General features: G+C 72.2%; 19 protein-coding genes. 14 read left to right on the forward strand and 5 right to left on the reverse strand.

The genetic code is table 11. The features are described 5' to 3' along the window. Positions 1 to 4: 4 nt before the first annotated feature. Positions 5 to 1,342: a porin gene (locus WMF19_RS14435; protein ID WP_437899649.1), complete on the reverse strand. Its 1,338-nt coding sequence runs from the start codon at positions 1,340 to 1,342 to the stop codon at positions 5 to 7. A 211-nt stretch (positions 1,343 to 1,553) separates the two neighbouring features. Here WMF19_RS14435 and WMF19_RS14440 point away from each other — a divergent pair, with 211 nt between their 5' ends. From WMF19_RS14440 to WMF19_RS14455, 4 genes are all read left to right on the forward strand, one after another. Next, positions 1,554 to 3,230 (forward strand): hypothetical protein, encoded by a 1,677-nt coding sequence (locus WMF19_RS14440; protein ID WP_437899650.1) that lies wholly within the window; start codon positions 1,554 to 1,556, stop codon positions 3,228 to 3,230. A 215-nt stretch (positions 3,231 to 3,445) separates the two neighbouring features. After that, positions 3,446 to 5,506, forward strand: a complete 2,061-nt coding sequence (locus WMF19_RS14445) for a MopE-related protein (protein ID WP_437899651.1) — start codon at positions 3,446 to 3,448, stop codon at positions 5,504 to 5,506. Between the two features lie 143 nt (positions 5,507 to 5,649). Then, complete coding sequence (locus WMF19_RS14450; RefSeq protein ID WP_437899652.1) at positions 5,650 to 6,282, forward strand: hypothetical protein; 633 nt, start codon at positions 5,650 to 5,652, stop codon at positions 6,280 to 6,282. A gap of 561 nt (positions 6,283 to 6,843) precedes the next feature. Continuing rightward, complete coding sequence (locus WMF19_RS14455) at positions 6,844 to 7,995, forward strand: helix-turn-helix transcriptional regulator (RefSeq protein ID WP_437899653.1); 1,152 nt, start codon at positions 6,844 to 6,846, stop codon at positions 7,993 to 7,995. Between the two features lie 54 nt (positions 7,996 to 8,049). Here the strand turns inward: WMF19_RS14455 and WMF19_RS14460 are convergent, their stop codons facing one another. Beyond that, positions 8,050 to 9,435, reverse strand: a complete 1,386-nt coding sequence (locus tag WMF19_RS14460) for a KamA family radical SAM protein (RefSeq protein ID WP_437899654.1) — start codon at positions 9,433 to 9,435, stop codon at positions 8,050 to 8,052. 229 nt (positions 9,436 to 9,664) lie between these two features. After that, complete coding sequence (locus tag WMF19_RS14465) at positions 9,665 to 10,366, reverse strand: transglycosylase SLT domain-containing protein (RefSeq protein ID WP_437899655.1); 702 nt, start codon at positions 10,364 to 10,366, stop codon at positions 9,665 to 9,667. A gap of 210 nt (positions 10,367 to 10,576) precedes the next feature. Between WMF19_RS14465 and WMF19_RS14470 the strand changes: the two genes are divergently transcribed. Next, positions 10,577 to 11,062 carry a hypothetical protein gene (locus tag WMF19_RS14470; RefSeq protein ID WP_272103287.1) on the forward strand — a complete coding sequence of 162 codons (486 nt, stop codon included), beginning with the start codon at positions 10,577 to 10,579 and terminating at the stop codon, positions 11,060 to 11,062. Between the two features lie 79 nt (positions 11,063 to 11,141). Here the strand turns inward: WMF19_RS14470 and WMF19_RS14475 are convergent, their stop codons facing one another. Next, positions 11,142 to 12,155 carry a CPBP family glutamic-type intramembrane protease gene (locus tag WMF19_RS14475; RefSeq protein ID WP_437329169.1) on the reverse strand — a complete coding sequence of 338 codons (1,014 nt, stop codon included), beginning with the start codon at positions 12,153 to 12,155 and terminating at the stop codon, positions 11,142 to 11,144. 207 nt (positions 12,156 to 12,362) lie between these two features. Here WMF19_RS14475 and WMF19_RS14480 point away from each other — a divergent pair, with 207 nt between their 5' ends. The 3 genes from WMF19_RS14480 to WMF19_RS14490 all read left to right on the forward strand — a co-directional run bounded on the left by WMF19_RS14480 (position 12,363) and on the right by WMF19_RS14490 (position 15,632). Further along, a complete protein-coding gene (locus WMF19_RS14480; protein WP_012235084.1) occupies positions 12,363 to 12,731 on the forward strand; it encodes a hypothetical protein in 369 nt (122 codons plus the stop codon). 229 nt (positions 12,732 to 12,960) lie between these two features. Beyond that, on the forward strand, positions 12,961 to 14,904 hold the full coding sequence (gene speA, locus WMF19_RS14485) for a biosynthetic arginine decarboxylase (RefSeq protein WP_437899656.1): 1,944 nt from the start codon (positions 12,961 to 12,963) through the stop codon (positions 14,902 to 14,904). Continuing rightward, the gene (locus WMF19_RS14490; RefSeq protein WP_437901630.1) at positions 14,904 to 15,632 is read left to right on the forward strand and encodes a heme exporter protein CcmB; all 729 of its coding nucleotides are present in this window, start codon (positions 14,904 to 14,906) and stop codon (positions 15,630 to 15,632) included. Before speA ends, WMF19_RS14490 begins: the two co-directional genes overlap by 1 nt. Before the next feature lie 30 nt (positions 15,633 to 15,662). Here the strand turns inward: WMF19_RS14490 and WMF19_RS14495 are convergent, their stop codons facing one another. Continuing rightward, positions 15,663 to 16,940, reverse strand: a complete 1,278-nt coding sequence (locus WMF19_RS14495) for a (2Fe-2S)-binding protein (RefSeq protein ID WP_437899657.1) — start codon at positions 16,938 to 16,940, stop codon at positions 15,663 to 15,665. A gap of 273 nt (positions 16,941 to 17,213) precedes the next feature. On the opposite strand from WMF19_RS14495, the gene WMF19_RS14500 reads away from it, so the two are divergent. The 6 genes from WMF19_RS14500 to WMF19_RS14525 all read left to right on the forward strand — a co-directional run bounded on the left by WMF19_RS14500 (position 17,214) and on the right by WMF19_RS14525 (position 25,853). Continuing rightward, a complete protein-coding gene (locus WMF19_RS14500) occupies positions 17,214 to 17,831 on the forward strand; it encodes a hypothetical protein (RefSeq protein ID WP_437899658.1) in 618 nt (205 codons plus the stop codon). Continuing rightward, positions 17,815 to 18,477 (forward strand): nicotinate (nicotinamide) nucleotide adenylyltransferase, encoded by a 663-nt coding sequence (gene nadD / locus WMF19_RS14505; protein ID WP_437899659.1) that lies wholly within the window; start codon positions 17,815 to 17,817, stop codon positions 18,475 to 18,477. Before WMF19_RS14500 ends, nadD begins: the two co-directional genes overlap by 17 nt. Next, a complete protein-coding gene (locus WMF19_RS14510; protein WP_437899661.1) occupies positions 18,474 to 19,352 on the forward strand; it encodes a DUF2520 domain-containing protein in 879 nt (292 codons plus the stop codon). Before nadD ends, WMF19_RS14510 begins: the two co-directional genes overlap by 4 nt. Before the next feature lie 270 nt (positions 19,353 to 19,622). Further along, positions 19,623 to 23,138, forward strand: a complete 3,516-nt coding sequence (locus WMF19_RS14515; RefSeq protein WP_437899662.1) for a sigma 54-interacting transcriptional regulator — start codon at positions 19,623 to 19,625, stop codon at positions 23,136 to 23,138. 4 nt (positions 23,139 to 23,142) lie between these two features. Further along, positions 23,143 to 23,517: a hypothetical protein gene (locus WMF19_RS14520; protein WP_437899663.1), complete on the forward strand. Its 375-nt coding sequence runs from the start codon at positions 23,143 to 23,145 to the stop codon at positions 23,515 to 23,517. A gap of 119 nt (positions 23,518 to 23,636) precedes the next feature. Next, positions 23,637 to 25,853 carry an ATP-binding protein gene (locus WMF19_RS14525; RefSeq protein WP_437329177.1) on the forward strand — a complete coding sequence of 739 codons (2,217 nt, stop codon included), beginning with the start codon at positions 23,637 to 23,639 and terminating at the stop codon, positions 25,851 to 25,853. The last annotated feature ends 36 nt before the right edge of the window (positions 25,854 to 25,889 follow it).

Here is a 25,889-nt window from a genome sequence, read left to right on the forward strand (position 1 = left end):
TCCCCTACAGCGAGAGCTGGAGTTGCAGGAGGAGCGCGTCGTTCGAGAGCGACAGCCCGCCGAGCTCCTCACGATGCGTGTAGTCGAGCTGCGCCTTCACCAGATCGTCGTATGCGTGGTAGCTCACGCCGCCGGTGAGCACGAGGTTGTCCCCTTCATCGTCGATATCCAGGTTGGGGTCGATCCACTCCACCCGACCCGAGACACCGAGCCTCCGGGCGATGAGCATGTAGCCTGCCTCGAAGACGAGCGCGAGCGACGAGACCGAGGTGATCTGCGCGATCGGCTGGGTGGGCACGGCCTTGGGGCTCGCCCCCGTCCAGAGCACCTCGCCGAGCGCGTGCAGCCCCGCGGCGTGCACAAGGACGTCGGCGCTCGCGCCATAGAGCGCGCGCGCGCCGCCGTCGCTGAAGAAGCCGTCGGCGCCGACCCCGAGGCGGAAGGGCGAGCGGGCGACGTCCTGGATCGTACGGCCGAGCGATCCCTGAGGCTCGGTGGCGACCCGGCCGGCGACGGCGATCCCCTCGAAGCGGTTGCCGAGGGGAGCGAGGCTCTCGGAGGGACCTGCGTAGAACTGATCCGAGCGCTGGAAGGCGTTGTAGACGCCCGCGTGACAGCTGAAGGCGCGGTCCTGGAAGTGCCCTTCGGCCTGGATCCCGACCTGCGTGAACGGGGCGATCGCGCGGACGGCGAGCGGCCGCTCGGCGAGGGCGCCGTCGCCGGCGCCGGTCATCGCCGAGCGCGAGAAGGGCACGGTGCGCGCGCCCGCGATCACCTCGAACGCGCGCGCCGCCGTGACGCCGGCCCACGCCTCGTGGATTCGCGCCGTCCCCTCGTCGTCCCCGGCGAGCTCTGTCGAGATGGCGAACCGCACGAGCCCCGCGACGTCGCCGCGCAGCCCGGCGCGGACCCGGCGCAGCCGGAAGCCGGGCCGCTCGGCGCTGTCGCCGGCCTGGCTCAGCGCGTCGTCGCCCACGTAGGGCGCGGCTTGCAGCGCGAGCAGCGCGATCGGCGCGAGCTCCAGCGGCCCGAGCGCGACCCGCACCCGCTCCCGGAAGCCCGGCGGCAAGAGGTCGCCGCGGTCGCCGCTCGCGGCCGCCGGCGACGCCGGCGCTGGCGCCTCGCGCGGCCGCGGCTCCCGCGCGGGCGCGCTCGCCCGAGCGGCCGGCGCCGCTGCGCCTTCCGGCTCGCCGGCCGCCTCGACCCCTCCTGCCTGCGCGTCGCCCGGGCTCGCGACCGCGGCGACGGGCTCCTCCGCCGCGGGCTCGGGCTCCTGCGCGCGCGGCGTCGCGGCGGCGAGCAGGACTGCGGCGCCGCCTGCGACGCGAGCGAGGTGCCTCATGGATTCAGGTCTCCTGGAGGGCTGCCTGGAGCGCCCCGTGCCGCTCCGGATGGCCAGTGGTCGTCACCTCGCGCCGTGTCCACGCGGCGAGGTGCCCGGGAAACTAGAGGAAGACACGCGGCGCTGCAATCCGCGCGGCGCGCTGTGCTAACGCTCGCGGCCTACCCGCTCCTCGCGCAGCAGCGGAGGGAAGGGGAGCGCCACACTTCTTATGGAAATGCCCGGTTCGAGCCCGCCCGACAGCGATCCCGCGCCGCGGGCCGACGCGTCCGCCGCCCCACCACCCCGACCTCCCGGCGCGGCGGCGCCTCCTGCGGTCGAGAGCGAGGAGCGCTGGTCGAGCGACAGGGCGTTCGTCGCGACGTTCGTGCTCCTCGCCGTCGCGGCCATCGTGCCGATATGGCGGGTGCGGTTCCTGCCGCTGCTCGATCTGCCGAACCACCTCGCGGCCGTTCATATCTGGCACAGCTTCGATGAGCCGTGGACGCGCTTCAGGGACTTCTACGAGCTCAGCCTCCGTCCGGCCCCCTACGGCGCCTATCACATCTTGACGCACGTGATCGCCTATGTCGTCGGCCTCGAGAACGCGAATCGCGTCGTGCTCTCCGGTTATGTGCTCGCCATTCCGGCGGCGGCGCTCGGCTGGGCGCGCCGGACGCGGCGCAGCCCCTGGCTCTCGGTCCTCACCTTCCCGCTGGCCTTCAGCCTCTCCTGGGCGTGCGGCTTCCTGCCGTTCCTCGTCGGGGTCGCGCTGCTGCTCGTCGGCGTCGTCGCGCTGGACGCCTACCTCGATCGGCCGAGCCCCGGGGGCGGGGTCGCCGTCGCGCTGCTCAGCGTCGGCTGCGGCCTCAGCCATCCGCTCATCCTCTTCGGCTATTACGTCTGCGTCGCCGTGCTGATGCTCTGCCACCTGCCCCGGTGGTCGCGGATCGCCGTCGCGCTGCCGCTCTTCGCGCCCGCCGTCGCGCTCGTCCTGTGGCAGCTCGTCGCCTTCAAGAGCCCCATGGTCGATCTGCGGAGCGGCCCGCGGTTCCAGGGCGTCTGGGTGCCATGGCACGAGATGCTCCGATCGTTCCCCGAGTACACGCTCGACTCGGTATCGGGTGATCTCGACACCCGGCTCTTCTGGGTGCTCGTCGCGGTGGCGTCGCTGCTGGGCGTCTCTGGCGTCGCGCGCGTCGCCCGGCGCTTCCTCCCTGGCCGGAGCCTTCCCGCGCGCGAGCCGGCCCCGCCTTCCGGCTCGTTCCTCGACCGGCTGCACCGCCATCGCTCTCTCGCCCTCTGCGCGGCGATGGCGCTCTGCTATTTCCTCGTGCCGCTGCACCTGGCTCGCCCCTTCGACTGGTGGTTCGTGAGCGGGCGTTTCTCGCCGTTCATCTGCTTCTTCGGCTTCCTGGCCATCACGGCGCCGCTCCAGGGCCGCTCGCGCCTCCTGATGGCCCCCGCCGTGGCGGCGGCGCTCGTGCTGCCGCTCCACCTCTCGGAGAAATATGCGCGCTTCGACGAGCGGGTCGAGCCGTTTGCCTGGATGGTGGAGCGGATCCCGCCGGGCGCCGAGGTCCTCTTCTTGACCCTGCCTCCGCGGACCGATGAATCGCTGATCATCGAGGGCACGAACCACTTCTCGTCGTGGGTGCAGATCCTGCACGGGGGCTTCAGCGCGGACGGCTGGCACAACGTGGGTTTCCCCTTCACGCTGAAGCGTCGTCTCCCCGCGCCGCCGTCGAACCGCGGTGAGTGGTTCAAGCCGGATGTCCATGGCGTTGCGTACGATTACGTGATCCTCCGGAACGAGCGACCGGATAAACCGCTGTTCACCGCGGCGCACCCCTCATTTCGCCGGATCGAGCGCGATGGCGCCTTCACGCTGTACCAGCACACGCGCTGAGCGACGCCCCGGTCGCACCTCCGCTCGGCGCAGCCGAGAGCGCCGCGGTCGTGTGTCGCGTGTTGCCGAACACCCGGCGCGCATCGGTGATGTCCAGGCCAGGCGCCTCATCCCCGCCGATCTGCGGTCGTTCCAGGCAGCGACCGGGTAGTCTACGATCCTTGCGGTCGGCCACCCCTCGGGTGCGTCGCGCCGAGGAGGGGAGCCGCTTGCCGATGTCGACAAGAACCCGCGCAGTCCGTCGCCGCCCGCTGGCCTGGAGCGGAGGGCTCGCCGCCGTGGTCGGGCTCGCGCTGGCGTCCGGTGTGGCGCCGTCCTGCGCCGGCGCGGCAGGCCCCGACATGCCGCGAGGAGGCGGAGGCGAGGGCGCTGCCGATTGTCCGGCCGACTGCGCCGCGGACCCGACCGCCCCGCTGTGCGACAGGGAGACGGGCGCCTGCGTGGCCTGTCTGCCCGGCCCCGTCGCGTGCCCGCCCGGTCATTATTGCGATCCCGAGGCGAAGCGCTGCCTGGCCGGCTGTGAAGCCGAGTCCGACTGCGCTGCTCCGCTCACCTGCGATCCCGCGAAGCACGCCTGTGTTGCCTGTGTCGTCGACGGCGACTGTCCCCTGGGCGCGCTGTGCACCGGAGAGGGCGAGTGCGTTCAGGGCTGCTCGGCGGCGCACCCGTGCGAGAGCGGCGCGGCGTGCTGCGATGGAGTCTGTCGGGACCTCCAAACGGACGCGCTGAGCTGCGGCATGTGCGGTCGCGCCTGTCCGGAGCTCTCGCACGCCGGGATCGGCTGCGTCTTGGGCGCGTGCGCGCTCACCGCCTGCGAGGACGGGTTCCTCGACTGCAACCACGACCCGGCGGACGGGTGCGAGCACGATGAAGCAGAGCGCGGGCGCTGCTCGTGCACGCCGGGCGACACGAGGGCGTGTTACGAGGGACCGCCCGGCACCGAGGGGGTCGCTCCCTGTGCCCCCGGGGTCTCCACGTGCAGGCCGAGCGGCCTCTCGTGGGGGCCGTGCCTCCACCAGGTGCTGCCGGCGCTCGACGTATGCGCCGACGGCGTCGACAACGACTGCGACGGTACCGTCGACAACACACCCGATCAGGACGGCGACGGGTGGACGATCTGCGATGGCGATTGCTGCGACTCCCCGTCGGACGGGTGCGGCGCCCCGGCCCTCGTGAACCGCGGCGCGTTCGAGGTGGCGGGCAACGGGATCGACGACGACTGCGACGGCGTGGCGGACAACACCGCGCCTTGCGACGCCGGGCTCACGAGCGACTCGGCGACCGCGCTCGATTACGCGAAGGCGATCGACCTCTGCGTCACCACGACGGCGAGCCCGCCGTCGCGCTCGCAGCGCACGTGGGGTGTCCTCTCCGCGAGCTTCCACCGCGCGGACGGCGCCGGCGCGCCGGCGGCGGCCCAGCGGTCGATCCGCCAGGGCTTCGGCTCCGGCATCGCTCCGCTCCGGGGCGCGCGGCTCGCTGTGCTCTCGACCGGCGTCGCCGCGGCCGAGGCGGCGCCGAACAACACGAGGCCGAGCTTCGCCCCGTTCCAGGGCGGCCAGGACATGGGGACGTCGAGCAGGGTGCCCGCGGACTGGCTCGACGCGAACGGCGACAACCTCCCGAACGCGCCCGGGTGCCCTGACCCGCAGGGCGGCGCGACAGCCTACGATCCCGTGATGCTGAAGCTGCGCGTCCGCGTGCCGACCAACGCGAGCGCGTTCAGCGTCTCGACGTTCTTCCTCTCGTCCGAGTATCCCGAGTGGGTGTGCAGCCGCTTCAACGACTTCTTTCTGGCGCTCCTCGACTCGACGTTCGAGCCCTTTCCAGGCGAGACGGCGAACCCGGCGGACGGGAACCTCGCCTTCTATGACCCGCCGCCCGCCGGGGCGCCGGTCTACCCGCTGGGCACGAACCTCGCGTTCGGTGGCACCGGGCTCTTCACCCAGTGCGTGAACGGACCGACAGGGTGCGGCGGCGGCGCCACCCCCGGCACGACGACCACCTGCACGAGCATCGCCCAGCTCCGGGGGACGGGCTTCGATGCCACGAGGCCGCCCGCCCAGTTCGACGGTGAGCCCGGCTGGTGCGGCTCGAGCGAGCGCGCGGGCGGCGGGACCGGATGGCTGGTCATGCACGGCAATGTCACCCCAGGTGAGATCATGGAGCTGCGCTTCGCACTTTGGGACACTGGCGATCCCTGGAACGATTCCGTGGCCCTCCTCGACAACTTCCAGTGGTCGACGTTCGCCTCGACGCCCGGCACGCGCGAGTGAAGCGCCGCGCGGGGCGGGGGCGCGCGACCGCAGCGGACGGACGGCGACCCGATTACACTGCGCGGCGCACCGAGGACCGCGGCACGCATCCCTCGGCCACGCGCTCGTCAGGAGCGCTTCCGTTCATCACCCAAGGAGACTGCATGAGGAGAACGATCACGCCGCTCGCGCTGTTGCTCGCGAGCCTGTCTTTCGCCACGCTCGGCTGCGATAGCAAGGGGAGCGACGCGACCCCGGGGGCGATGGCCGAGGGCAAGCCGACCGAGAGCGCCGCCCCTGCGGCGACGACGGCCGCGCCGGCGGCGACGGCGGCCGTGCCGGCCGTGGCGACCGCCGAGCCGACGGCCGCTGCGTCGGCCGCGCCGGCGGAGACGGCCGCGGCGACCGCCGAGCCGGCGGAGACGGCCGCGCCGAAGGCGACGGCCGCTGCCTCTGCCGGCGCGGCCGCGGGACCAGCATCGACCGGCGCTGCGCAGGCGGGCGAGAAGAAGTTCGAGTGCGGCGCGAAGGGCCAGAAGCTCTGTCCGATGCAGGCCTGGATGAAGAGCACGATGGCCTCCGCGACCTCGAGCGGCGACGCCGCGAAGATCGCGACGGCGCTGCAGTACGTGGCAAGCAAGCCGCCGCCCGGCATGGGCAGCTGGGTGGGCATCTCGAAGGCCGGCATCGCCAAGGCGAAGGCCGGCGACGTCGACGGCGCGAAGGCGAGCTGCAAGCAGTGCCACGACCTCTACAAGGAGCAGTACAAGAAGACGATGCGCGATCGCCCCTGGTGAGCCGCCCGCAGGCGGCGCGGCGGACCCGCTCCGGTTCGCGCCGCTCGCCGCAGCGCCCCCGCGGCTCAACGCAGCGAAGTTCCCGTAACCGAACGACATTTCGCGGTCTCACGGCGCCCTCGCGAGCGCTGCGCGCCGCTTCCTGGAGCGCCGCGAGCGGCGAGCGTCGCCGTCGCGCGCCCGGCCCGCGATCGCTGCTGGGCCGGCAGGGCGCGGGACAAACATCTTGGACGGGCGGGGGTGATGCGATAGAGCGCTGATCTGATGGCGCGCGCTGCTCGCACAGGCCCCGGGGGTGCCCATGCGCCTGCCACCTCGTCGACTCGCGCGCGGGGGGCCGGCAGATCGAGCGGTGCATCGGCTGGTCCGCGCCCGCGCGTCGGCCAGGCCGCCGACCCGTTCTCGAGCGGCGCGACGCCGCCCTCGAAGCCGCGCGCGGGCGCGGCGCCGCGGCTCACGGGGGACACGGCCCTCGACGTCAGGTCGAGCACGGCGACCCCGCCCGCGCCGAGCGTGCGCCCTCCAGCGGCGCCGAGCGTGCGCCCTCCAGCGGCGCCGAGCGTGCGCCCTCCAGCGGCCCCTGCGCGGGCGGACGCGGGTGCTCCAGCGGCCGCCTCGAAGCGGCCTCCTCCGCCGGAGGACGACGATGACGACGACGACGATGACGTGCGGGGCGGCGCGCAGCGCGGCCGGCCGCGAGGCCCGTTCACGCAGCACCGGCGCCTCGACTCGCTGCGCAGCCTGCTGCAGAAGCACCCTGCCGGCCTGACGATCTACGATCTCGCGCGCGAGCTCAACGTCACGCCGCGCTCGCTCCGGCGCTACCTCGTCGAGGTCAAGCGCGAGCTCGATCTCGTGTCGGTCGCCACGCGCCCCGGGGGCCCTCGTCTCTGGCGGCTGTCTCCGAGCGAGGCACCCCGGCGCGTCGAGGTGCGGCGGACGCAGGCGTACGCCCTGCTCGCCGCCCGCCGGCTGTTCGAGCCGATGCGCGGCTCGACCCTGTTCGAGGAGATCGACCTCGCCGCGCAGCGCCTGCTCGGCGTCGCGCGCAGGCCTGGGCGCGGCCCGAACGCCGGCGTCGCCGACGCGCGGCTGGAGGAGCGCTTCCTCTATCTCCCGTTCGCCCCGAAGGACTACGCCGCGCGCACCGAGGAGCTCGACGACCTGTTCCAGTCCGTCGCCGACCTGCGACCCCTGCGGTGCCGCTACCGCCGCTCGCGGGACGGGCGCGAGGAGCGGGTGCTCATCCACCCGTACGCGCTCGTCCTCTACAAGGACGCGATCTACTGCGTGGGCCTCCACGTGAGTCGCGGCGAGGTGCGCACGTTCCTGCTCGATCGCATGCGCGACACGGAGTGCGCGGTCACCGAGCGCTTCGAGCTGCCCCCGGATTTCTCGATCGACGACTACTTCCAGGGCCAGTTCGGCATCTGGCGCGGGGGCGAGCCCCGGCGCGTCGTGATCGACTTCGACGAGCGCGTGACCGAGTTCGTGCGGACGCGCAAGGTGCATCCCTCTCAGGAGATCACGCCGCTGTCCGGCGGCGGCGTGCGGCTCACGATGCTCATCGGCGACATGACGGAGCTCGCGACGTGGGTCCTCGGCTTCGGCGAGACCGCGCGCGTGGTCGAGCCGCCCGACCTCGTGGACCGCGTGAAGCGAGAGCTCGCCGGCGCGCTCGCCCGCTACGAGGAGCCGCCGGCCGAGGTCTAGCTCCGCGGTCCAGCGATCCCCTGGCGGATCGCTGGCCCACGGACCCGGCCCGCCTCAGCGCGAGGCGTAGAGCGCCTCGTCGATCATCTTCTGGTGCTCCGCCGGATCCGCCCAGCGGGCGCGCCCCTCGGGCGGGAGCTGATCGATCGGATCGAAGTACGTGTACCGCTGCCCCGGCTTCACGCTCGGCGCCTCGAACACCGAGATCCCGGTCGTGCGGTCGTAGTGCTCGAACGAGTGCGCGTCGCGCTTGCCCCCGCCGCCGGGCGCGTCGACGACGAACGTCGGCGTGTTGAACCCGGCGGTCGACCCGCGCACGTGCTTCTCGATCGCGAGCCCTGTCGCCAGCGTGGTCCGGAGGTCCTCCACGCCCCGGACGAGGTCGTGGATGTAGACGTAATAGGGGTGCACGTGCACGTGCCCCAGGCGCTTCACGAGCAGCTTCATCGTCTCGGGCGTGTCGTTCACCCCGCGCTGCAGCACGGACTGGTTCCTGACCGTGATCCCCCGCTCGAAGAGCTTGTTCATCGCGTCGCGGGTGATGCCCGTGATCTCGTTCGGGTGGTTGAAGTGCGTGTGGATCACGACCTCCTTGTGCAGCTTCCGGCCGAGCTCGACCGTGCGCGTGACCGCGTCGATCCACTCGTCGTCGGTCAGGATCTTCTGCGGCATCACGGCCGGGCCCTTCGTGGCGAGGCGGATGCGCTGGATGTTCGGCATCCTGAGGAGCGTCTCGCCGATCGCGCCGAGCTGCTCGGGCCGCAGGTTGTACGCGTCGCCCCCGGAGACGACGATGTCCTCCAGCTCGGGGCGTGACGCGATGTACGCGTAGGCCCGCTTCCAGCGCTCCTCGTCGACCTTGAAGTGGGTCTTCTCGACCTCCTCCGTGTCGATGCCCACCGCGTAGCTGCGCGTACAGAAGCGGCAGTACACGGGGCACGTGTCGAGCGGCAGGAAGAGCGCCTTGTCGGCGTACCGGTGCGTCAGCCCGGGGACGGGCGCGTCCGCGCGCTCGTGCAGCGAGTCGAGCCCGAGCTTCGGGTGATCCGGCAGGAAGCGCGAGGCCAGCGGGATGAACTGCGTACGGAGCGGATCGCCGTACGGATCGTTCCAGTCGATCAGAGAGAGCATGTACGGCGAGACCCGGACGCTCATCGGCGCGCGCGCGAAGCCCTCGGTCGCGTCCCGGATGAAGTCGTCCGACACCATCCCGCGCAGCGTGTCGAGCAGCTTGTCGGGGCGGGTGATCGACTTCTTCGCCTGCCACCGGTGGTCCATGAACTGCTCGTCGGTCACGTCGGCGTAGGCCGGGATCCTCCGGAAATCGGGCAGCTCGAGCAGGTTCGCGTGATGGAGGGACGCGGGGTCCACCGGCGGCTTGAGGGGCGCGATGTCGTGGCTTCGCTTGGTGAGTTCGATGAGGCTCGAGGTGGTCGTCATGTCGTGGACCCTTGCTCGCGCGGAGCAAAGAGAGCGTCGAGGGATGGCCGCGTGCCTGCGCCTGCGCGTCTCGGGGCCTGCCCGGGAGAGGCTGCGGCAGCGGTTCCTGGGAGCGTAGCATCGCGGTACCCCGTCGGGGGCGATGTGCGCCGCTCGTCGCCGACGGCGTCTCCGGCGGGCGGGCGGGCGGTTGGTTGGCGTGTCTACGCGCGCGCGGCGGGCGAGCCGGTCAGGGCTCGATCGATGCGACCGTGGTGTCCCGGGTCGTGCGGTAGCGCGCGTAGTAGGTCCGAACGCGCGTCACGTAGGCCTGGGTCTCCGCGTACGGCGGGATGCCGCCGTGCCTCATGACCGCCCCTTCACCGGCGTTGTAGCCGGCGATGGTGAGATCGAGATCTCCGTTGAAGAGGTTGGCCAGGATGCGCAGGTACCGCGTTCCCCCGAAGATGTTCTCTCGCGCGTCGAACGCGTCGCGCACCTGCATGCGGAGCGCGGTCTCTGGCATCAGCTGCATCAGCCCCTGCGCGCCGACGGGCGAGACGGCCCGTGGATCGTAGTCGCTCTCGCACTTGATCACCGCCCGGACGAGCTCCTCGGGGATCTGGTAGAGCGCCGCGGCCTGCCGGATCCACGCGTCGTAGCGGCTGAAGCGCTCGAGCGATTTGTCGCTCGGCGCGACGGGCGTCACGCCGGCGCGCGCCGAGGAGCGGCGCCCGTCGCCCTTGATGTACAGCTTGAACCGCGCGTCGCCGGTGGGGCGGTTCGCGAAGTGCACCGTCCCATCCGCGTCGGTGTACGTGAAGATGTCCGCGAGCGCGCTGCCCGGGTGCAGCGCGAGGACGGCGAGCCCGAGCGCGGCGGCGAGGGCGCGCAGGGGCACGCGAAGGGAAGGCCCTGAGGTCGGCGGGGCAGGCATCTCTCGGTTCAGCATAGGTTGCGATCGTCCGCTCGCGCAAACCGCACCGTGTCGGCGGAAATCGTCGTGCCGGTGGAATCGGAGGAAGCCGAATTGGAGAGCAACGCCGCGGGCCCACGCCGTCATTCCGAGGACCCCGTCGTGAGGCCATCCGGCGCGCCGCGCCCCAGTCGTAGAAGCTCGGTCTGGTGAGCACGTCCCGGGCGCTGTAGTAAGGCGGGCGCCATGGAGATCGGCTGGCGGCATGTGCTCGCGGGGGTTGCGGCCCTCTTCATCCTGTTCCTCGTCGTCAAGATGCGCCCTGCCCGGCGGCGCCGGGACGCGCTGAGCGCCGAGGTGCAGGCCGCGCGGGAGCGCGCGCGGCGCGCCGCGACCCCGCGCGAGCGAGCCGAGGCCCTGTGCGACGCTGGCGTACAGGCGATGCACGGCGGCCGCCGCGTCACGGCGGCCGTGGGCTTCTTCGTGCGCGCGATGCGCGCCGACCCGACCTCGGCCCGGGTCATCGAGCTCGCGAGCGGCGCGCTGGCCAAGCGCAAGCCCCGGCTCCTCGAGAAGATCCTCTGGCGGAGGCTCGCGGTGCTCCCCTGGGACGGCGAGCACCGCGACGCGGTGCGCGCGGCCGCCGGCGGGCTGGAGGCGCTCTACCGGCGCGGGATCCGTGACCGCAGCCGGGCGGAGATCATGCGCAAGCTGACCCGGACGCTCGGCTGAGCCCGCGGCGCGGGGGCGCGTCATCTGGCGCGCAGCCGGCCGGCCGCGAAGAGAAGACGTGCGAAGATGTCAGGAGACGTCACGTCCCCCAGAACGATCGCGGCAGCGCGCCCCGGTTCGACAGCGCGACGAGGTCCATGAGCAGCGCGATCGTCACGTGGACAAGGAAGCCCGAGTAGATGCTCTTCGTGCGCATCGCGAGCGAGCCGAGCGCGATCCCGGCGACCACGGCGCCGGCCGCCTCCAGGTACGGCTTGCCGAAGTGGATCATGCAGTAGGGGACGATCATCGCGAAGATCGCGCCGGAGCCCAGCGTGTGCCGCAGGCCGGCGAGCCAGAAGCCGCGGAAGAAGATCTCCAGCGCGAAGAACTGGGCGAAATACATCGTCTCCCACGCGATGAGGTCGAACCAGGAGCGGGAGGACTGCTTGTAGAACGGGTAATAGGTCCCGAAGTCGGGCGCGCTCGCGACGACGAACACCGCCGGGACCACGACGGCGAGGCAGAGCAGGTAGATCCACGCGTGCTTCGCGAGCCCCCGGACGCGCAGCCCCATGTCGAGCAGGCTGTCCTTCGGGAAGCAGGCCTTCCACGCGACCATCGGGATGGCGACGTAGCCGAAGACGCGGGTGAACGACCACCAGACGTAGCCGTAGAGCTCGTCGTAGCGGCGGAGCGAGACGGGCAGCAGCGTCCCGGCCGGCGAGAGCGTCTGAGCGAGCTCGATCTCCCGCAGCCACGGCCGGATGTGCTCGTCGTAGACGGCGCGGCCGCCGTAGTACTGCTGCAGCATGAGCACGACCGCGGTGATGGTGAACAGGACGGCGGGGCGCCGGTCGTAGCCGCCGGCGGCCAGGGTGCGCCGCTGGTGCTCGTGGGCCTCGACGTCGAGCTCCCGCCAGGTGCGCCGGAAGAAGAGCCAGAGGACGGGCGCGAGCGCGATGTACGCGATGACCGGGAACAGGGCCTTGAGGACGGTGCTCCCCAGGGCCGACGAGGGCCCGGCGAGGCGGGAGCTGACGTCCGAGAGCGGTGGCTGCAGCGGCCGGAGCCGGTCGACGTGCGCCACGAGCCAGCTCCCCAGGTTGAGCATCGGCGCGCCGTGTACCACGATCCGCGGCCCAGCACAGCGGCGACACACGGGCGACGCGGGGTCTCGACCGCCGCCGGCGCCGCCCCTCCGCAGCGCGGCCTTGCGGCGCCCCGCCCGGCTCTGCTAGATCGCGCCCCTCTTCAAAGCCGCGCGAGTCATCTCGCGCATGTCCGGCGCAGGCCTCGCCTGCCCGTGGGAGTCTCAGCAATGGCCAGCAAAAATCCGCTTGCGATCGTGAAGGAGCGCTTCGGCGACAAGGCGAAGCTCGTCGAGGCCGTGAAAGGGTTCGCGACCGAGGACCTCTGGCTCGGGCGCGTCAGCTCCGATCGGGGCGGCACGAAGGGTCTCGACCACGTCTCGAACGCCAAGCTCCTCCGTCTGCACGCGACGTTCAGCGTTGTAAAGGAAAAGTTCGGGACCCGGGCGAAGCTCATCGACGAGACGTTGACCGTCCTGAACCGGTCGAAGGACCAGGGGTACAGGAAGCGCCTCGAGGCGTACCCCGTCCCGCGCCTCTACGATCTCTACCAGTCGGCCTCGAAGCGGGCGAAGGCGGCCTCGAAGGCCCAGGCCTGAGCGCGCGCTGCTCGGAGCCCCCCTCCCGCCGGTCGTGACCGGGCTGCCTGCCCTTGAAGGTCACGCGTTCCTATCGTAATGAGCCGCGTCGCCAGCGCGCGGCGTCCAGCCGTCCTGCGTCGGACCGACGATCTGACGTCCCCCTGATGAGCCAGAAGCCCCCTCCTGGGGGCCCTCCCAGAGAAGGTGTGGGCGCCGCCGGCCGCGGCCCCCGCCAAGGAGAACGACTGTGAGCAGCGCGCACGAGACCGAGACCGACGTCTGGACGACCGAAGACGCCAAGTCGCTCTACATGATCGACCGCTGGGGTCGCGGCTACTTCGATGTGAGCCCGGACGGCAACCTCACCGTCGCTCCGCTCCAGGAGCGCGGCAGCAAGATCGCGATCCGCGACGTCGTCGACGCGGCGCTCGAGCAAGGGCTCCGCACGCCGCTGCTGATCCGCTTTCAGGATCTTCTCCATCACCGGGTGCGGGCGCTCAACGAGGCCTTCAACAGGGCGATTGCCGAGAGCAAGTTCCGCGGGACCTACCGCGGCGTGTTCCCGATCAAGGTGAACCAGCTCCGGGAGGTCGTGGAGGAGATCCTCGACGCGGGAAAGACCTATCACTACGGCGTCGAGGTCGGCTCCAAGCCCGAGGTGTTCGCCGGCCTGTCGGTCCATACGGACCCCGAGTCGCTGATCGTCTGCAACGGCTACAAGGACGAGAACTTCATCCGGACGGCGCTGATCGGGCGCAAGCTCGGCAAGAAGGTGATCCTCATCGCGGAGAAGCTCTCCGAGGTGCGGATGATCACCCGCGTCGCCAAGGAGATGAACGTCGAGCCGATGATCGGGCTCCGGGTGCGGCTGCTCACCGAGGGGGCGGGCAAGTGGAAGACCTCGGGCGGAGAGAACGCGAAGTTCGGGCTCTCCACCGCCGAGATCCTCGCGGCGATCAGGATCATGGACGAGGCGGGCATGAGCTCCTCGTTCAAGCTCCTCCACTTCCATATCGGCTCGCAGGTGCCGGACATCCTGATCATCAAGCGCGCCGTGCGCGAGGCGGCGCGCTACTACGCGAAGCTCCGCAAGATGGGGCAGCGCGTCGAGTACATCGACGTCGGCGGCGGGCTCGCCATCGACTACGACGGCTCGCGCTCGACCTTCCACTCCTCGATGAACTACTCGGTCGAGGAGTACGCGCGCGACATCGTGCACAACATCGCCGACATCTGCGACGAGGAGCGGGTGCCTCACCCCAACATCGTCTCCGAGTCCGGGCGAGCGATCGTCGCGCACCACTCGGTGCTGGTCGTCCAGGCGTTCGGCTCGATCGAGAAGACGCCGATGTCGCCGATCGACATCCAGACCGAGGAGCACAAGCTCATCCAGAACCTCCTCTACATCAAGGACACCATCTCCGGGCCGAACCTCGGTGAGTCGTGGCATGACCTCCTCCAGATCAAGGAGGAGGCGCAGAAGATGTTCGAGCTCGGCCTCCTCAACCTCGACGTGAAGGCCAGGGTCGAGATCCTCTTCTGGGAGATCGCCGAGAGCATGCAGAAGATCGCGTCGTCGCTCGAGCCGGAGGAGGTGCCGGACGATCTCGGCGAGCTCCGCAAGCAGCTCGCCGACCAGTACATCTGCAACTTCTCGGTGTTCCAGTCGCTGCTCGATCACTGGGCGCTCGGCGCGCTCTTCCCGATCGTGCCGATCCACCGGCTGAACGAGCGCCCCTCGTCGGACAGCACGCTCGTCGACATCACCTGCGACTCCGACGGCAAGGTGAGCAAGTTCATCGATCTCAACGACGTGAAGGACACGCTCCCGCTGCACCCGATCTCGGGCGACCAGCCGTACTACGTCGGCATCTTCCTGACCGGCGCGTACCAGGACATCATGGGCGACATCCACAACCTCTTCGGCCGGGTCAACGAGGTGCACGTCTTCCTCGATGAGGACGAGGAGAGCGGGTACTACATCGAGGAGACGATCGCCGGGAACAAGATCCACGAGGTGCTGGCGCTGACCCAGTACGACAACCGTGATCTCGTGGGGAAGGTGAAGGCCCAGGTGGACGGCGCGATCAAGCAGGACCTCCTCAAGCCGACGGAGGGGATGCGCCTCCTCGCCGACTACGAGCGTGGGCTCAAGGACCAGACGTACCTGAGCCTCACCTCCGCGCCGTGATGTCGGAGAGCACGGCGCCCGCGGTCCGCGCGTCGCTCCCCCGGCGCCGGCCCGGGTGGGCGCGCCAGGCGGCGCTCGTCGCGCGGAAGGACCTCGCGATCGAGCTCGCCACGGGCGAGATCGTCACCACGAGCGGGTTCTTCGCGGTGCTCGTCGCCGTGATCGCGTCGCTCGCGTTCTACGCGGGCCAGGACGCGGCCGAGCGGGTCGCGCCGGGGGTCATCTGGGTGAGCGTGGCGTTCGCGTCGGTGCTCGCGCTGAGCCGCACGTGGCAGCGGGAGCGCGAGGACGGCGCGCTCTCGGGCCTGCTCGTGCTGCCCATCGCGAGGAGCGCGCTCTTCGCCGGCAAGGCGCTCGGGCTCTGCGCGTTCATCATCGCGGTCGAGGTGATCATCATCCCGGTCGCGGCGCTCCTCTTCGCGGTGGATCTCGCGAAGACGGGCGCGGGGCTCGCGCTCTTCTGCCTCGCGGCGACGCCGGGCATCGCCGCGAGCGGCACCCTCTTCGGGGCCATGACCGTGCGCACCCGCGCCCGCGACCTCGTGCTCGCGAGCGTGCTCTTCCCGCTGCTCGCGCCCACCCTGCTCGCCGCGGTCGCGGGCACGCGGGAGCTCTTCGGCGGCGCGGCGATCGGCGAGCTCACCGACTACGTGGCGCTCATGGGCGTGTTCGACGTCGTGTTCCTCGCGGGCGGGATCGGCCTCTTCGACCTGATCATCGAGGGCTGAGCCGCGGCGCGGTCGCTGACGCCCGCAGGCTCACGCGGGTGTCAGCGACTGCGCCGCGAGCACGTCGTCGGCGAGGATCGTCGCCGCCCGCTCGATGCCGGCGAGATCGAGCGAGGCGCCTGTGCACTCGCCGATCGCCCACAGGCCGTCGCCGGCCCTGCCGCGCGCGTCGACCTGCACCGCGTACCCCGCGCGCGGGTCGATCTCGACGCGCGCGCCCGCCTGCGCGGCGACCTCGAACGCGGGCGCTGCCGGCGCGTCCACCGCGACGGCCACGACCCGGACGTCGCTCGTCGGGCTGTCGGGGGCGAACGGCGCGTCGCGCACCGTCACGCTCTTCACCTTCGAGATCCCGTTCACCGCGGCGAGCGCGGCGAGCGGGATCCGGACCGCGACGCGGTCGCCGAGGGCGCTCGCGAGCTCGTCGGCCCAGGGGCCCTCGCCCGCGAGCGCGACGGGGCCGGTCGGCTCGACGCCGCACGCGAGGAGCCGGCAGAACGCGCGCGCCGAGAAGACCCCTGGCAGATCGTTGTTCGGGAACGCCGCGACGCCGTCGTGCGCCCCGGTGGCGAAGACCGTGGCGGGCGCCCTGATCACGGTCGCGCCCGCGTCGCCGGCGACCAGGAGCTCGCCGAGGTAAACGCCGGCGGCCACGTGACGGCGGAGCTCGCGGACGCCGTCGAGCGGGTATCGCGCGAGGAGCTCCGCGGCGCGGCGCGGCGCGCCGGCGAGCGACCCGCCGGGGGCGAGGCCGTCGTCGACCAGCGCCACACGGAGGCCGCGCGCCGAGAGCCTCGACGCAGCCGCCACGCCGGCGGGCCCGGCGCCGATCACGGCCGCGTCCACGTCGAGCCGCGCGGCGCGCTCGGGTGAGAGCGCCGCGCTCGGCAGCTGCCCGAGCCCCGCCAGCTTGCGCGCGATCGACTGCATGACCCCGGACAGGCCGGGGACGCCGGCCATCAGGTGGTGGTGATCGATCCCCTGCGGGAAGAACCAGTCGGTCACCTGGAGCAGGTCGGCCTGCCGCGAGCCCACGACGTTCTGCACCTCGATGCGCTCTCCACCGGCCGCCGGCCGCAGGCAGGTCATCACGTTGGGCACGCCGTCGACCCGCGCGAGGCAGCCGTCGCAGCCTCCACGCAGGCAGGTCGGCGCCCTGGGGCGGTGCAGCTTCGGGCTCCGCGCGAGCGTCACGCGCCCCGAGGCGATCAGCGCCACGGCCAGGGGCTCGCCCAGCTCCGCCGGGACGGCCGCCCCGTCGAGGGTGATGGTGACCGGATGCTGGAGCGCGCGACCTCGCCGAAACATGGGCGGACGCTAGCAGACGCGCGCCGCGCCGGCAGAGGAGGGCGCGGGGGCAAGCACGAGGAGAGAGCGAGCAGGAGGAGAGAGACGGAGAGAGGCCGGAGCAGGGAAAGACAGACGATCGCCGGCGGCAGGCGCCCGAAGCGCGAGGCGCGCAATCGCGCAGGGCGCGGGAGGCGCGGGAAGCCTGGGAGGCAGCGGAGGCGCGGGAGCGCGCAGAGCGGGCGGAGCGGAGAAGGTGTCCTCACCTTCGCGCGGTGATCTATGCTGTGTCCGATGCGCCTCGGCGTCCTCGGCCCTGCTCAGGGTGATCTGCCCGCGCTCGCTCGCGGCGCGCAGCACCTGCTCGACGAAGGCCACGCCGAGCGGGTCATCTACGTCGCCGAGGATGACGCGCTCGACCGGGTCGTCGTGGGCTGGGCGCAGCGCCTGGTCGGCGCGGACCCCACCGAGGGCGGGCTGTTCGATCGGGCTGCGCGGTGCGCGGCCGCGACCCCGGACCAGATCGACGCCTTCGTGGCGTCCGAGCGCGCTCGGCTGCGACTCCGGGTGCTGATGAGCCTGCCGTCGGGCAGGCGCACCATCGAGATCCTGGACGGGCGCGTCGCGCTGTTCGTGTTCGACAAGGCGGCGCTCGACGAGGAGGACATCGTGGCGGCGTCGCTCCTCGTCTTCGGCAAGAGCACGGAGCCGCTCATCAAGAGGGTCGGGTCTCGGACGTTCTTCTCTCCCGGGCCGATCGGCTCCGACGGCGGCACGGCGCTCCTCGACGATGGGCAGGGCGGCGTGCGGATCGAGGTGATGAACGCGAGCGGCGCGGTGACGGCGCGCGAGATCGTGGGCCCGCCCGCGGCCGGCCCCAGGCTGAGGGTTCAAGGTGGCTCGCACGGTTGAGGTGCCCGCCCGCGCCCAGGCCGCGCCCGCGCCCGAGGCGCGCCGCGTCGCCATCTTCGGGGGCAGCTTCAACCCGCCCCACGTCGCGCACGTCCTCGCGGCCACCTACGCGCTCTCCATCGCGCCGATCGACGAGGTGCTCGTCGTCCCTGTCTACCGCCACCCCTTCTCGAAGGAGCTCGTGCCGTTCGAGCACCGCCTGGCCATGTGCCACCTCGCGCTCGGGTGGCTCCCGCGCGTGTCGGTGTCGCCCGTCGAGCGCGATCTCGGCGGCGAGAGCCTCACGCTGCGCACGCTGGAGCACCTCGCCGCGGCGCACCCGGACTGGGCGATGCGCCTGCTCGTGGGCGCCGACGTGCTCCCCGATCTACCGAGGTGGCACCGCTTCGACCGCATCGAGCAGCTCGCCCCGCCGATCGTCCTCGGCCGCTCCGGCGTCGTCGCGCCCGCCGCGGAGCGCCTCGATGCGGGGCCGGCCGATGCCCGTCCTCACCTGCGCCCCGCGGACGTGGAGCTCCCTCGGATCTCGAGCAGCGACATCCGCCGGGCGCTCGCGGCCGGCGATCTCGAGGCCGTCCACCAGCGCGTGCCGCGCGCCGTGCTGGAGTACGTGCTCGCGCACCGGCTATACGGGAGCGGCTCATGACCGAGATGGACAGCACGCGCCCGTCGCCGGTGCACCCGGAGGACAACACCATCCTCGAGGTGTTCATCTATGGAGGCGGCAAGGTGGGCCGCGGGCTCGCGCGCGTGATCCGCGACGCGGGGCTGCGGGTGACCCTCCGGCCCGCGCGGGATGGCCTGCCGTCGGAGCGCATCGAAGCCAACTTCGTGATCCTCGCCGTGCGCGATCGGGACATCGCGCCCTGCGCCGAGGCGCTGCGCGATCGCCGGCTCGTCGGCCACAAGGACGTCGCGGTCGTGCATTGCGCCGGCGCGCTCGGCCCGGAGGCGCTCGCGGCGGTGCGAGGCGACCGCGTCTGGGTCGCGCAGATGCACCCGATGATCTCGTTCGCATCGCCCTCGTTCGCGCCGTTCCTCGAGCGTGGTCAGCTCCACATCGACGGCGATCCCGGCGCCGTGCGCGCGGCGCGCTCGCTCGGGGTGTGCCTCGGCATGACGCCGCGCACGTTCTCCGGTCTCGACCGCGTCGCCTACCACGCGGCGGCGGGCCTGGTCGCCAACGGCGCTGCCGCGCTCGCCGCCGCCGGCGTCGACCTGCTCGAGCGCGCGGGCATCGACCGAAGGACGGCCGCCGAGATGCTCGGCCCGCTGCTCCGCACGGTCGCGGACAACGTCGAGGTCCTCGGCGTGCCCGAAGCCCTGACGGGGCCGGTGCGCCGCGGGGACGCGGCCGGCGTCGCGCGGCACCTCGAAACGCTCCGCCGGCTCGCGCCGCACCTCGTGCCGTTCTACGTGGCCGCCGCGGCGACGCAGCTCCCGCTGGCCCGCGTCCTGGGCGAAGCACCTGCGGATGCGTTCGACGCCATCCAGCGGGTCCTGGACGGAATACAGCAATAAGAGTGTAATTTTCTTATGGTGAGGTAATGGCCTCATTATAGATAACGGCGGGATCCGTTGATGCGAGGTCCGGCGGAGAGGTACGCTTTTGTTGCCTTGGGATCCGTTGCCGCAGCCTGCGTTCCTTCCGTCATCACGAGCGACTCCGGGGGGTTCCGGGCGCTCGATGAGCGCGTCCGTGATGCCGCGTCGCGTGGGGTGCTCCACGTCCATGGACAGCGGCCGGTCCTGGACGCGGTTTGTTCCCACCTCGCGCGCCGCGCTCGAGGTGTGGGACGCTCGCTGATCTCGGCCGCGCACGCCGCGGATCGGGATCCCTGGCGCGATCTCGCGCTTCGCTGCGCTGTCACCTCTGCCGATCCGGCCGCGGCCGCGCAGGGCATCAGCGCCGCCGCGCAAGGCGCGATCCTGCTGGTCGCCGAGCGAGAGGCCACCAGCTGGGGGAGCCTCGTGCTGGACGAGGTCACGCGCCTCATCGCGGAGGGGTCGTGCTCCGCGCTGGTCATCGTGTGCAGCGACGCCGCGATGCGGCCCTGGACGAGCGCGCTCACGATCGACGGCGTCGCGTCGCCGGACGATCTGCACCGCTTCTGGGAGGCGTTCGCGGCGGACGCGGAGCGTCGGGTCGTCGCGAAGATCGAGCGGCTCGACGCGCTGGAGGGCTGGTGCTCCGCGGTGCTGGCCGCGCCGCCCGAGCAGCGCGCCGCGCGGCAGCCGCCGAGCCGCGAGGCCGCGCGCCTGCTGGATCGGCTCGCGCTGAGCCAGCGGCCCTGGCCGTCCGCGCAGCTCCGCCAGCTCGCGGCGCGGCGCGCGCCGCCCGGGCCGGGGGACGCGGCGTGCCAGGGGGTCGCCCAGGAGCTCGCCGCCCTCGGCCTGATCGAGGTCGACGATCGAGGGTGGGTCGCCGCGCCGCGCGCGGTCGTCGATCCGGCCGACGTCGATCCCGAGGATGTGCTCGCGATCGCGGAGGCGCTCGAGGAGCAATCGTCCGATCCGTGGAGCCTCTCGCGCGCGAGCGAGCTCCTCGCCTCGCTGGGCCAGGACGAGCGGGCCGAGGCCGCGGCGATGCTCGCGATCTCCTCGGTCGGCGAGCCGTCGGCGCGCGCCGACTTCTGGCAGCGCTGGGCCCGGACGACGCGGACGCTCTCCGGCGAGAGCGCCGCGTCGGGCGAGCGGCTGCTCCGCGCGGCGCAGCTCGCGCTCCGGCTCGGCGACATCGAGTTCGCCATCGACTTCTCGTCCGCGGCCCAGCGCGAGCGGGAGACGTTCGCCGCGCTGCTCGTCCGGGGCCGCGCGACGAGCGCGCGCGGCGACCTGACGACCGCCGCGATGGTGCTCTCGCGGGCGCTGTCGCTCGCCGCCACGCCCGACGAGCGGGCGCGCGGCGCCGTGGAGATGGCGGAGCTCTGCTGCAAGACGGGCGACCTCGCGGCGGCCAAGGCGCGCGCGGAGGAAGGGCTCGCCGGCGCGGGGGAGATCGCGACGCGCCTCCAGGCGCGCAACATCCTCGGCAAGCTGCTCCTCGCGCAGCAGGCCTGGGCCGACGCGGAGCTGCACTTCGCGGCCGACGCGTGGGAGGCGGCGTGCGCGGGCGAGCACGTGAGCGAGCTGCGCGCCCGGCTGAACCGCGCCATCTCGCTGCTCTCCAGCGGCCGGCTCGACGAGGCGCGCACGATGCTCGCCGGCGTGCTCGAGGAAGGCGAGCGGCGGGGCGAGCGCGCGGCGACCGGCTATGCGCTCACGAACCTCGCGGTCATCGCCCACCTGAAGCACGAGTACCCGGAGGCCTTGCGCCTCTTCGAGCGCGCGATCGAGATCTTCCGGAGGATCGGCGACAAGGTCGCGCTCGTGAACCTCATCACGAACCTCGCGGAGATCCGGCTGCAGCTCGGGATGATCGAGGAGGCCGAGCAGGCGCTCGCGTTCGCGCGGAAGGCCTGCGGCCATGTCATCCCTGGCGTTCGCGTCACGCACGTCGCCTACGTCGCGGCGCAGATCCACTTCGAGTGCCGGCGCACGGTGGACGCCTGGTCCGAGCTCACGGCCGCCTTCGCCTGCGGCGCCGGCTCGAAGCTCGGCGAGTGCTACGCGACCGCCGCGCGCATCGCGCTGCACGACGGCGACCTCCTGCAGGCCGGTCAGATGATCCAGCGGGCGCGCGCCGAGGCGACCTCCGACCGGCACCGCGCCGAGGTCGCGCTCCTCGAGGCGATGTGCTCCCGCGCCGCCGGCGCGCCGTTCGGGCAGATCGCCGCGGAGGCGCTCGCGCTGTCGCGCCGGGCCCACAGCCACGAGTGCGCCCTGGAGGCGCACGTGCTGCTTCACCACGCCTCGTCCGCCGGGGACCGTGTGTCGCGCGCCCTCGAGGACGAGCCCACGGCGGCGCGCTCGCACCTCGAGGCGGCGGTCGTCCTCCGCGATCGCATCGCCGGGTCGCTCCCGCCCGAGATCGCCCGCAAGTTCCTGTCGCGCCGGAGCTTCGCCGAGCTCGCCCGGCTGGAGGCGTGCGCGCGCAGCGCCGCCGAGGCGGAGCCGAGGGGCTGCGAGCTCTGCGGCTCCAGCGCGTGCGCCGGGTGCGCCAGGGGAGCGGCCCGCGCGCCGAGGCCGGCGAGCGTGGTCCCCGCGATCAAGCGGATGGTCGGCACGACGCCCGCGCTGCTCAGCCTCATCCACCAGATCGAGAAGGTCGGGGCGAGCGACGCGACCGTGTTGATCCATGGCGAGAGCGGCACCGGGAAGGAGCTCGTCGCCGAGGCGATCCACGAGGTGAGCGCGCGGCGCGCGGGCCCGCTGATCAAGGTCAACTGCGCCGCCCTCGTCGAGACGCTGCTGCTGTCGGAGCTGTTCGGCCACGAGAAGGGGTCGTTCACCGGCGCGGCGTCGCGCCGTCGCGGGCGCTTCGAGCTCGCCGAGGGGGGAACGCTCTTCCTCGACGAGATCGGGGACATCTCGCCGCGCACGCAGGTCGCGCTGCTCCGCGTCCTGCAGGACAAGACCTTCGAGCGGGTCGGGGGTGTCACGCCGCTGCGCGCCAACGTGCGGATCCTCTGCGCGACCCACCGCGACCTGCGTGCGATGGTCGCCCGGGGCGAGTTCCGGGAAGATCTCTATTACCGGCTCCGGCAGGTCGTCCTGGAGGTCCCCGCGCTGCGCCATCGGCCGCGGGATCTGCCCGCGATCGCGGCGGCGATCCTGGAGAGGATCGGCGGCGAGCGTGGCGTGGCGCCGAAGCGCCTCTCCAGCCGGGCCGTCGAGGCGCTCTCGCGGCACTCCTGGCCGGGGAACGTGCGCGAGCTCGAGAACGCCCTGCGCGCCGCGGCGATCTTCGCGGACGGCCAGGTGATCGATCTCGAGGATTTCACGACGAACGTCGAAGGGCTGCGGGAGCTCGAACCCGCGGAGCTGGCGAGCGCTCCGATGACACCGAGGGCTGGCATGCACCCTGCTTTCGACTCGTCGAGAGAGTCGTCGAGAGACTCATCGAAAGAGTCGTCCAGAGAGCCGACCAGCGCGCCGCGCTCGTCGGCGCCAGAGCAGGCGACGTCGGTGTCACATTCCCCGTCGACGCCTGCGGATCGCACGCCGCTGGAGCTCGCGTACGCTCAGGTCCGCGGAGGGGTCAGCCTCAGCGACATGAAGCGCGAGATCGAGCGCGAGTGCATTGCTAGGGCGCTCGACGAAAGTCGTGGGAACATCACGCGCGCCGCCGTGCTCCTGGGCATGAAGCGCCCACGGCTTTCCCAGCTTGTGAAGCAGTATGGCTTTGGCGGGACTTCGGAGGATTGAAGTGATGCGAGGTTGCTGGACGAGTTGGCTGTCGGGGGGCTTCGCGGCGCCTCTGCTGCTGGCGGGCTGCGCGATCACGTCCGCAGACCACGAGGAGCAGAGCGTGGAAGCGTGGGGCGATCTCGACCCGATGATCTCCGAAGAGGCGTCCGGATCGAGCGATGGCACGGAGGGTGATGTCGTCGTACCCGTCACCGATTTCGTCACGCCTGCGTCGCTCCCGCCGCGCGACGTCGCGCCGCCGTCGAGCGACGACGGCGCGCCCACGTCGATCGAGGTCCGGTCGCAGGGGCGCTGCAACCCGGACCCGCTCCCGTGGAACCCCAGCAGCGCGGACAGACGCGACAGCGCTCCCTCCGAGAGCGACGGGACGCGCTGAGCCGCGCGCCCGGGCGGCCTGAGCGCGCCCGCGCCTCGGCGCGCGTCTTGCGGTCGCCGCGCGCCGCTCTCCGGCGCGTTTTGCGGTCGCCGCGCGGCTCGCCGCGGTAGCCTTCGCGCGTGGCGCCGCTCGGGATCGATCTCCGCACACGGACGACCCTTGTCTGCGGGGCCCTCGCCCTCGCCATCGCGGCGTCGACGCTGCTGCGGGGCCGCGTCCGCCGCGTCCACCTCTTCTTCGCCGCGTTCGCCGCCGACGTCGGGCTCTGGTACCTCTCGCAGTCGCTCTTCGGCTTCTTCCAGGCCTCGATCTGGGAGCGCTTCACGGCGATCCTCGCCGTGCTGCTCCCGCAGTTCGCGCTGCAGCTCTTCGAGGCGATGATCCCCCATGACGCGGATCGGCGCTCGCGGCTGCTCCGGTTCGCGGGGGTGCTCGTCATCCCGCTGTTCATCCTCGTGCTGGTGAGCCGGGAGCCGGGCTCGTGGCTCGACTGGCTCACGCGCGGCTGCATTTTCCTCTACGTCTTCGCGCTGCTCACCGCGGGGCTGTACACGCTCGGCCAGCGCGGCAAGCAGAGCTCCTCGCGCGCGACGCAGCGGCGCGTGCGGTTCCTCGTGGTGATCGGCGCGCTCGCCGGGCTCGCCAGCGTCGCCGACTTCGCCTGGTTCCTCGGCGCGGAGCCGCCGCCCGTCGGCGCGGCGCTCTCGATCGTGTTCCTGTTCGTCCTCGCCCAGGCGCTGCGTCACGAGCGCCTGCTCGACGCCTACGAGATGCTCGCGCGCCTGCTCGTCGCCACGGCGGTCGCGTTCCTGATCGCGCTGATCTTCTATCTCCTGCTCACGTTCATCGGCGGCTTCAACACGATGTACCTGAACGCGGTGCTCGCCGCGATCGTCATCCTGGTGCTGTTCGACCCGCTGCGGGAGCGCGTCGAGGAGCAGCTCCAGCGCCTCTTCCTGCGGGAGCGGTTCGATCTCGATCGCTCGCTCGCGGAGGCCCGGCGGCGCCTCGTGCACACGCTCGAGGTGGACGAGATGGGCTCGATCGTGATGAGCGCGCTCGAGCAGTCGCGCCGGGTCACGGCGGCGGCGCTCTACCTGCGCGATCAGGACGGGACGGGCTTCGACCGGCTCACCTCGCTCGGGCCGCGGGTCCCCGAGCGGATCGAGGTGGCGACCGCGAGGGCGCTGCTCGATCGCCTCGACCGGGGGCCGCTCGCGATGGAGGAGCTGGAGCGCGAGGCCCGCGAGCGGCGGGCGCGCCGCAGCCAGAGCGACGCGGACGACGACGGCAACTTCGCGCGGCGGACGGAGGTGCGGCCCCAGGTCCCCGAGGACGCGGTGCTCGCGGCGGCCGAGGTGCTCGGCAGCCTCTGCTCGGGCGTGGTCCTGTGCGCGCGCGACGAGCAGGGCGAGCCCATCGGGCTCCTGGTCGTGGCGGACACGCGCGTGCGCGACGCGTTCTCGCCCGAGGAGCTGACCCTGCTCGAGACGCTCGCCGCGCAGATCGGCGTCGTCCTGGAGAACTCGCGGCTCTACGCGCAGATGAAGGAGCGGGACCGGCTCGCGCTCCTCGGCCAGATGGCGGCCGGGCTCGCGCACGAGATCAGGAACCCGCTCGGCGCGATCAAGGGGGCGGCGCAGCTGCTCGCCGATCCCGTGCCGGAGGCGCAGATCGACGCGGCGTCGCGCGAGTTCCTCGGGATCATCCTCGAGGAGGTCGACCGGCTCGATCGCGTCGTGGGCTCGGTGCTCGATCTCGCGCGGCCGGCGCAGGGCTCGGTCGTCCCGACCGACGTGAACGCGATCGTGCGCCGCACCCTGCAGGTGCTCTCGATCGAGCGCAGGAACGACCAGCTCGAGGTCGAGGTCACGCTGGATCCCGGTCTCCCCCGCGTCGCCATCGATCCAGAGCAGCTGCGGCAGGTGCTGATGAACCTGTTCCGCAACGCCGTCCAGGCCATGAAGGGCCGGGGCAAGGTGGTGATCTCGACGCGCGTCCGCTTCGGCCGCGGCACGCGGCCCGGCTCGGGCTCGGACGAGCCGTTCGTCGAGCTCAACGTCACCGACAACGGCCCCGGGATCTCCCAGAAGGTGCTCGCGAACATCTTCCTGCCGTTCTTCACGACGAAGGACAAGGGGACCGGGCTCGGCCTGTCCATCAGCCAGCGCATCGCGCAGAGCGCCGGCGGCCGCATCGAGGTCCGGTCGTACGAGGGGAAGGGGAGCACCTTCGCCGTGATCCTCCCCGCCGCCGTCGACAAGCTGGGCGCAGCGCAGCCGTCGCCCGCGGCGCTGGCGCCTGCCGAGCCGGCCCCTCAGGAGCGGCCCGGCTGAGCCCGGTGCGCCCGTGGAGCGCCCGCGGCGTCCGGG

Source organism: Sorangium sp. So ce124, assembly GCF_051525235.1.
Classification (GTDB): domain Bacteria; phylum Myxococcota_A; class Polyangia; order Polyangiales; family Polyangiaceae; genus Sorangium; species Sorangium atrum.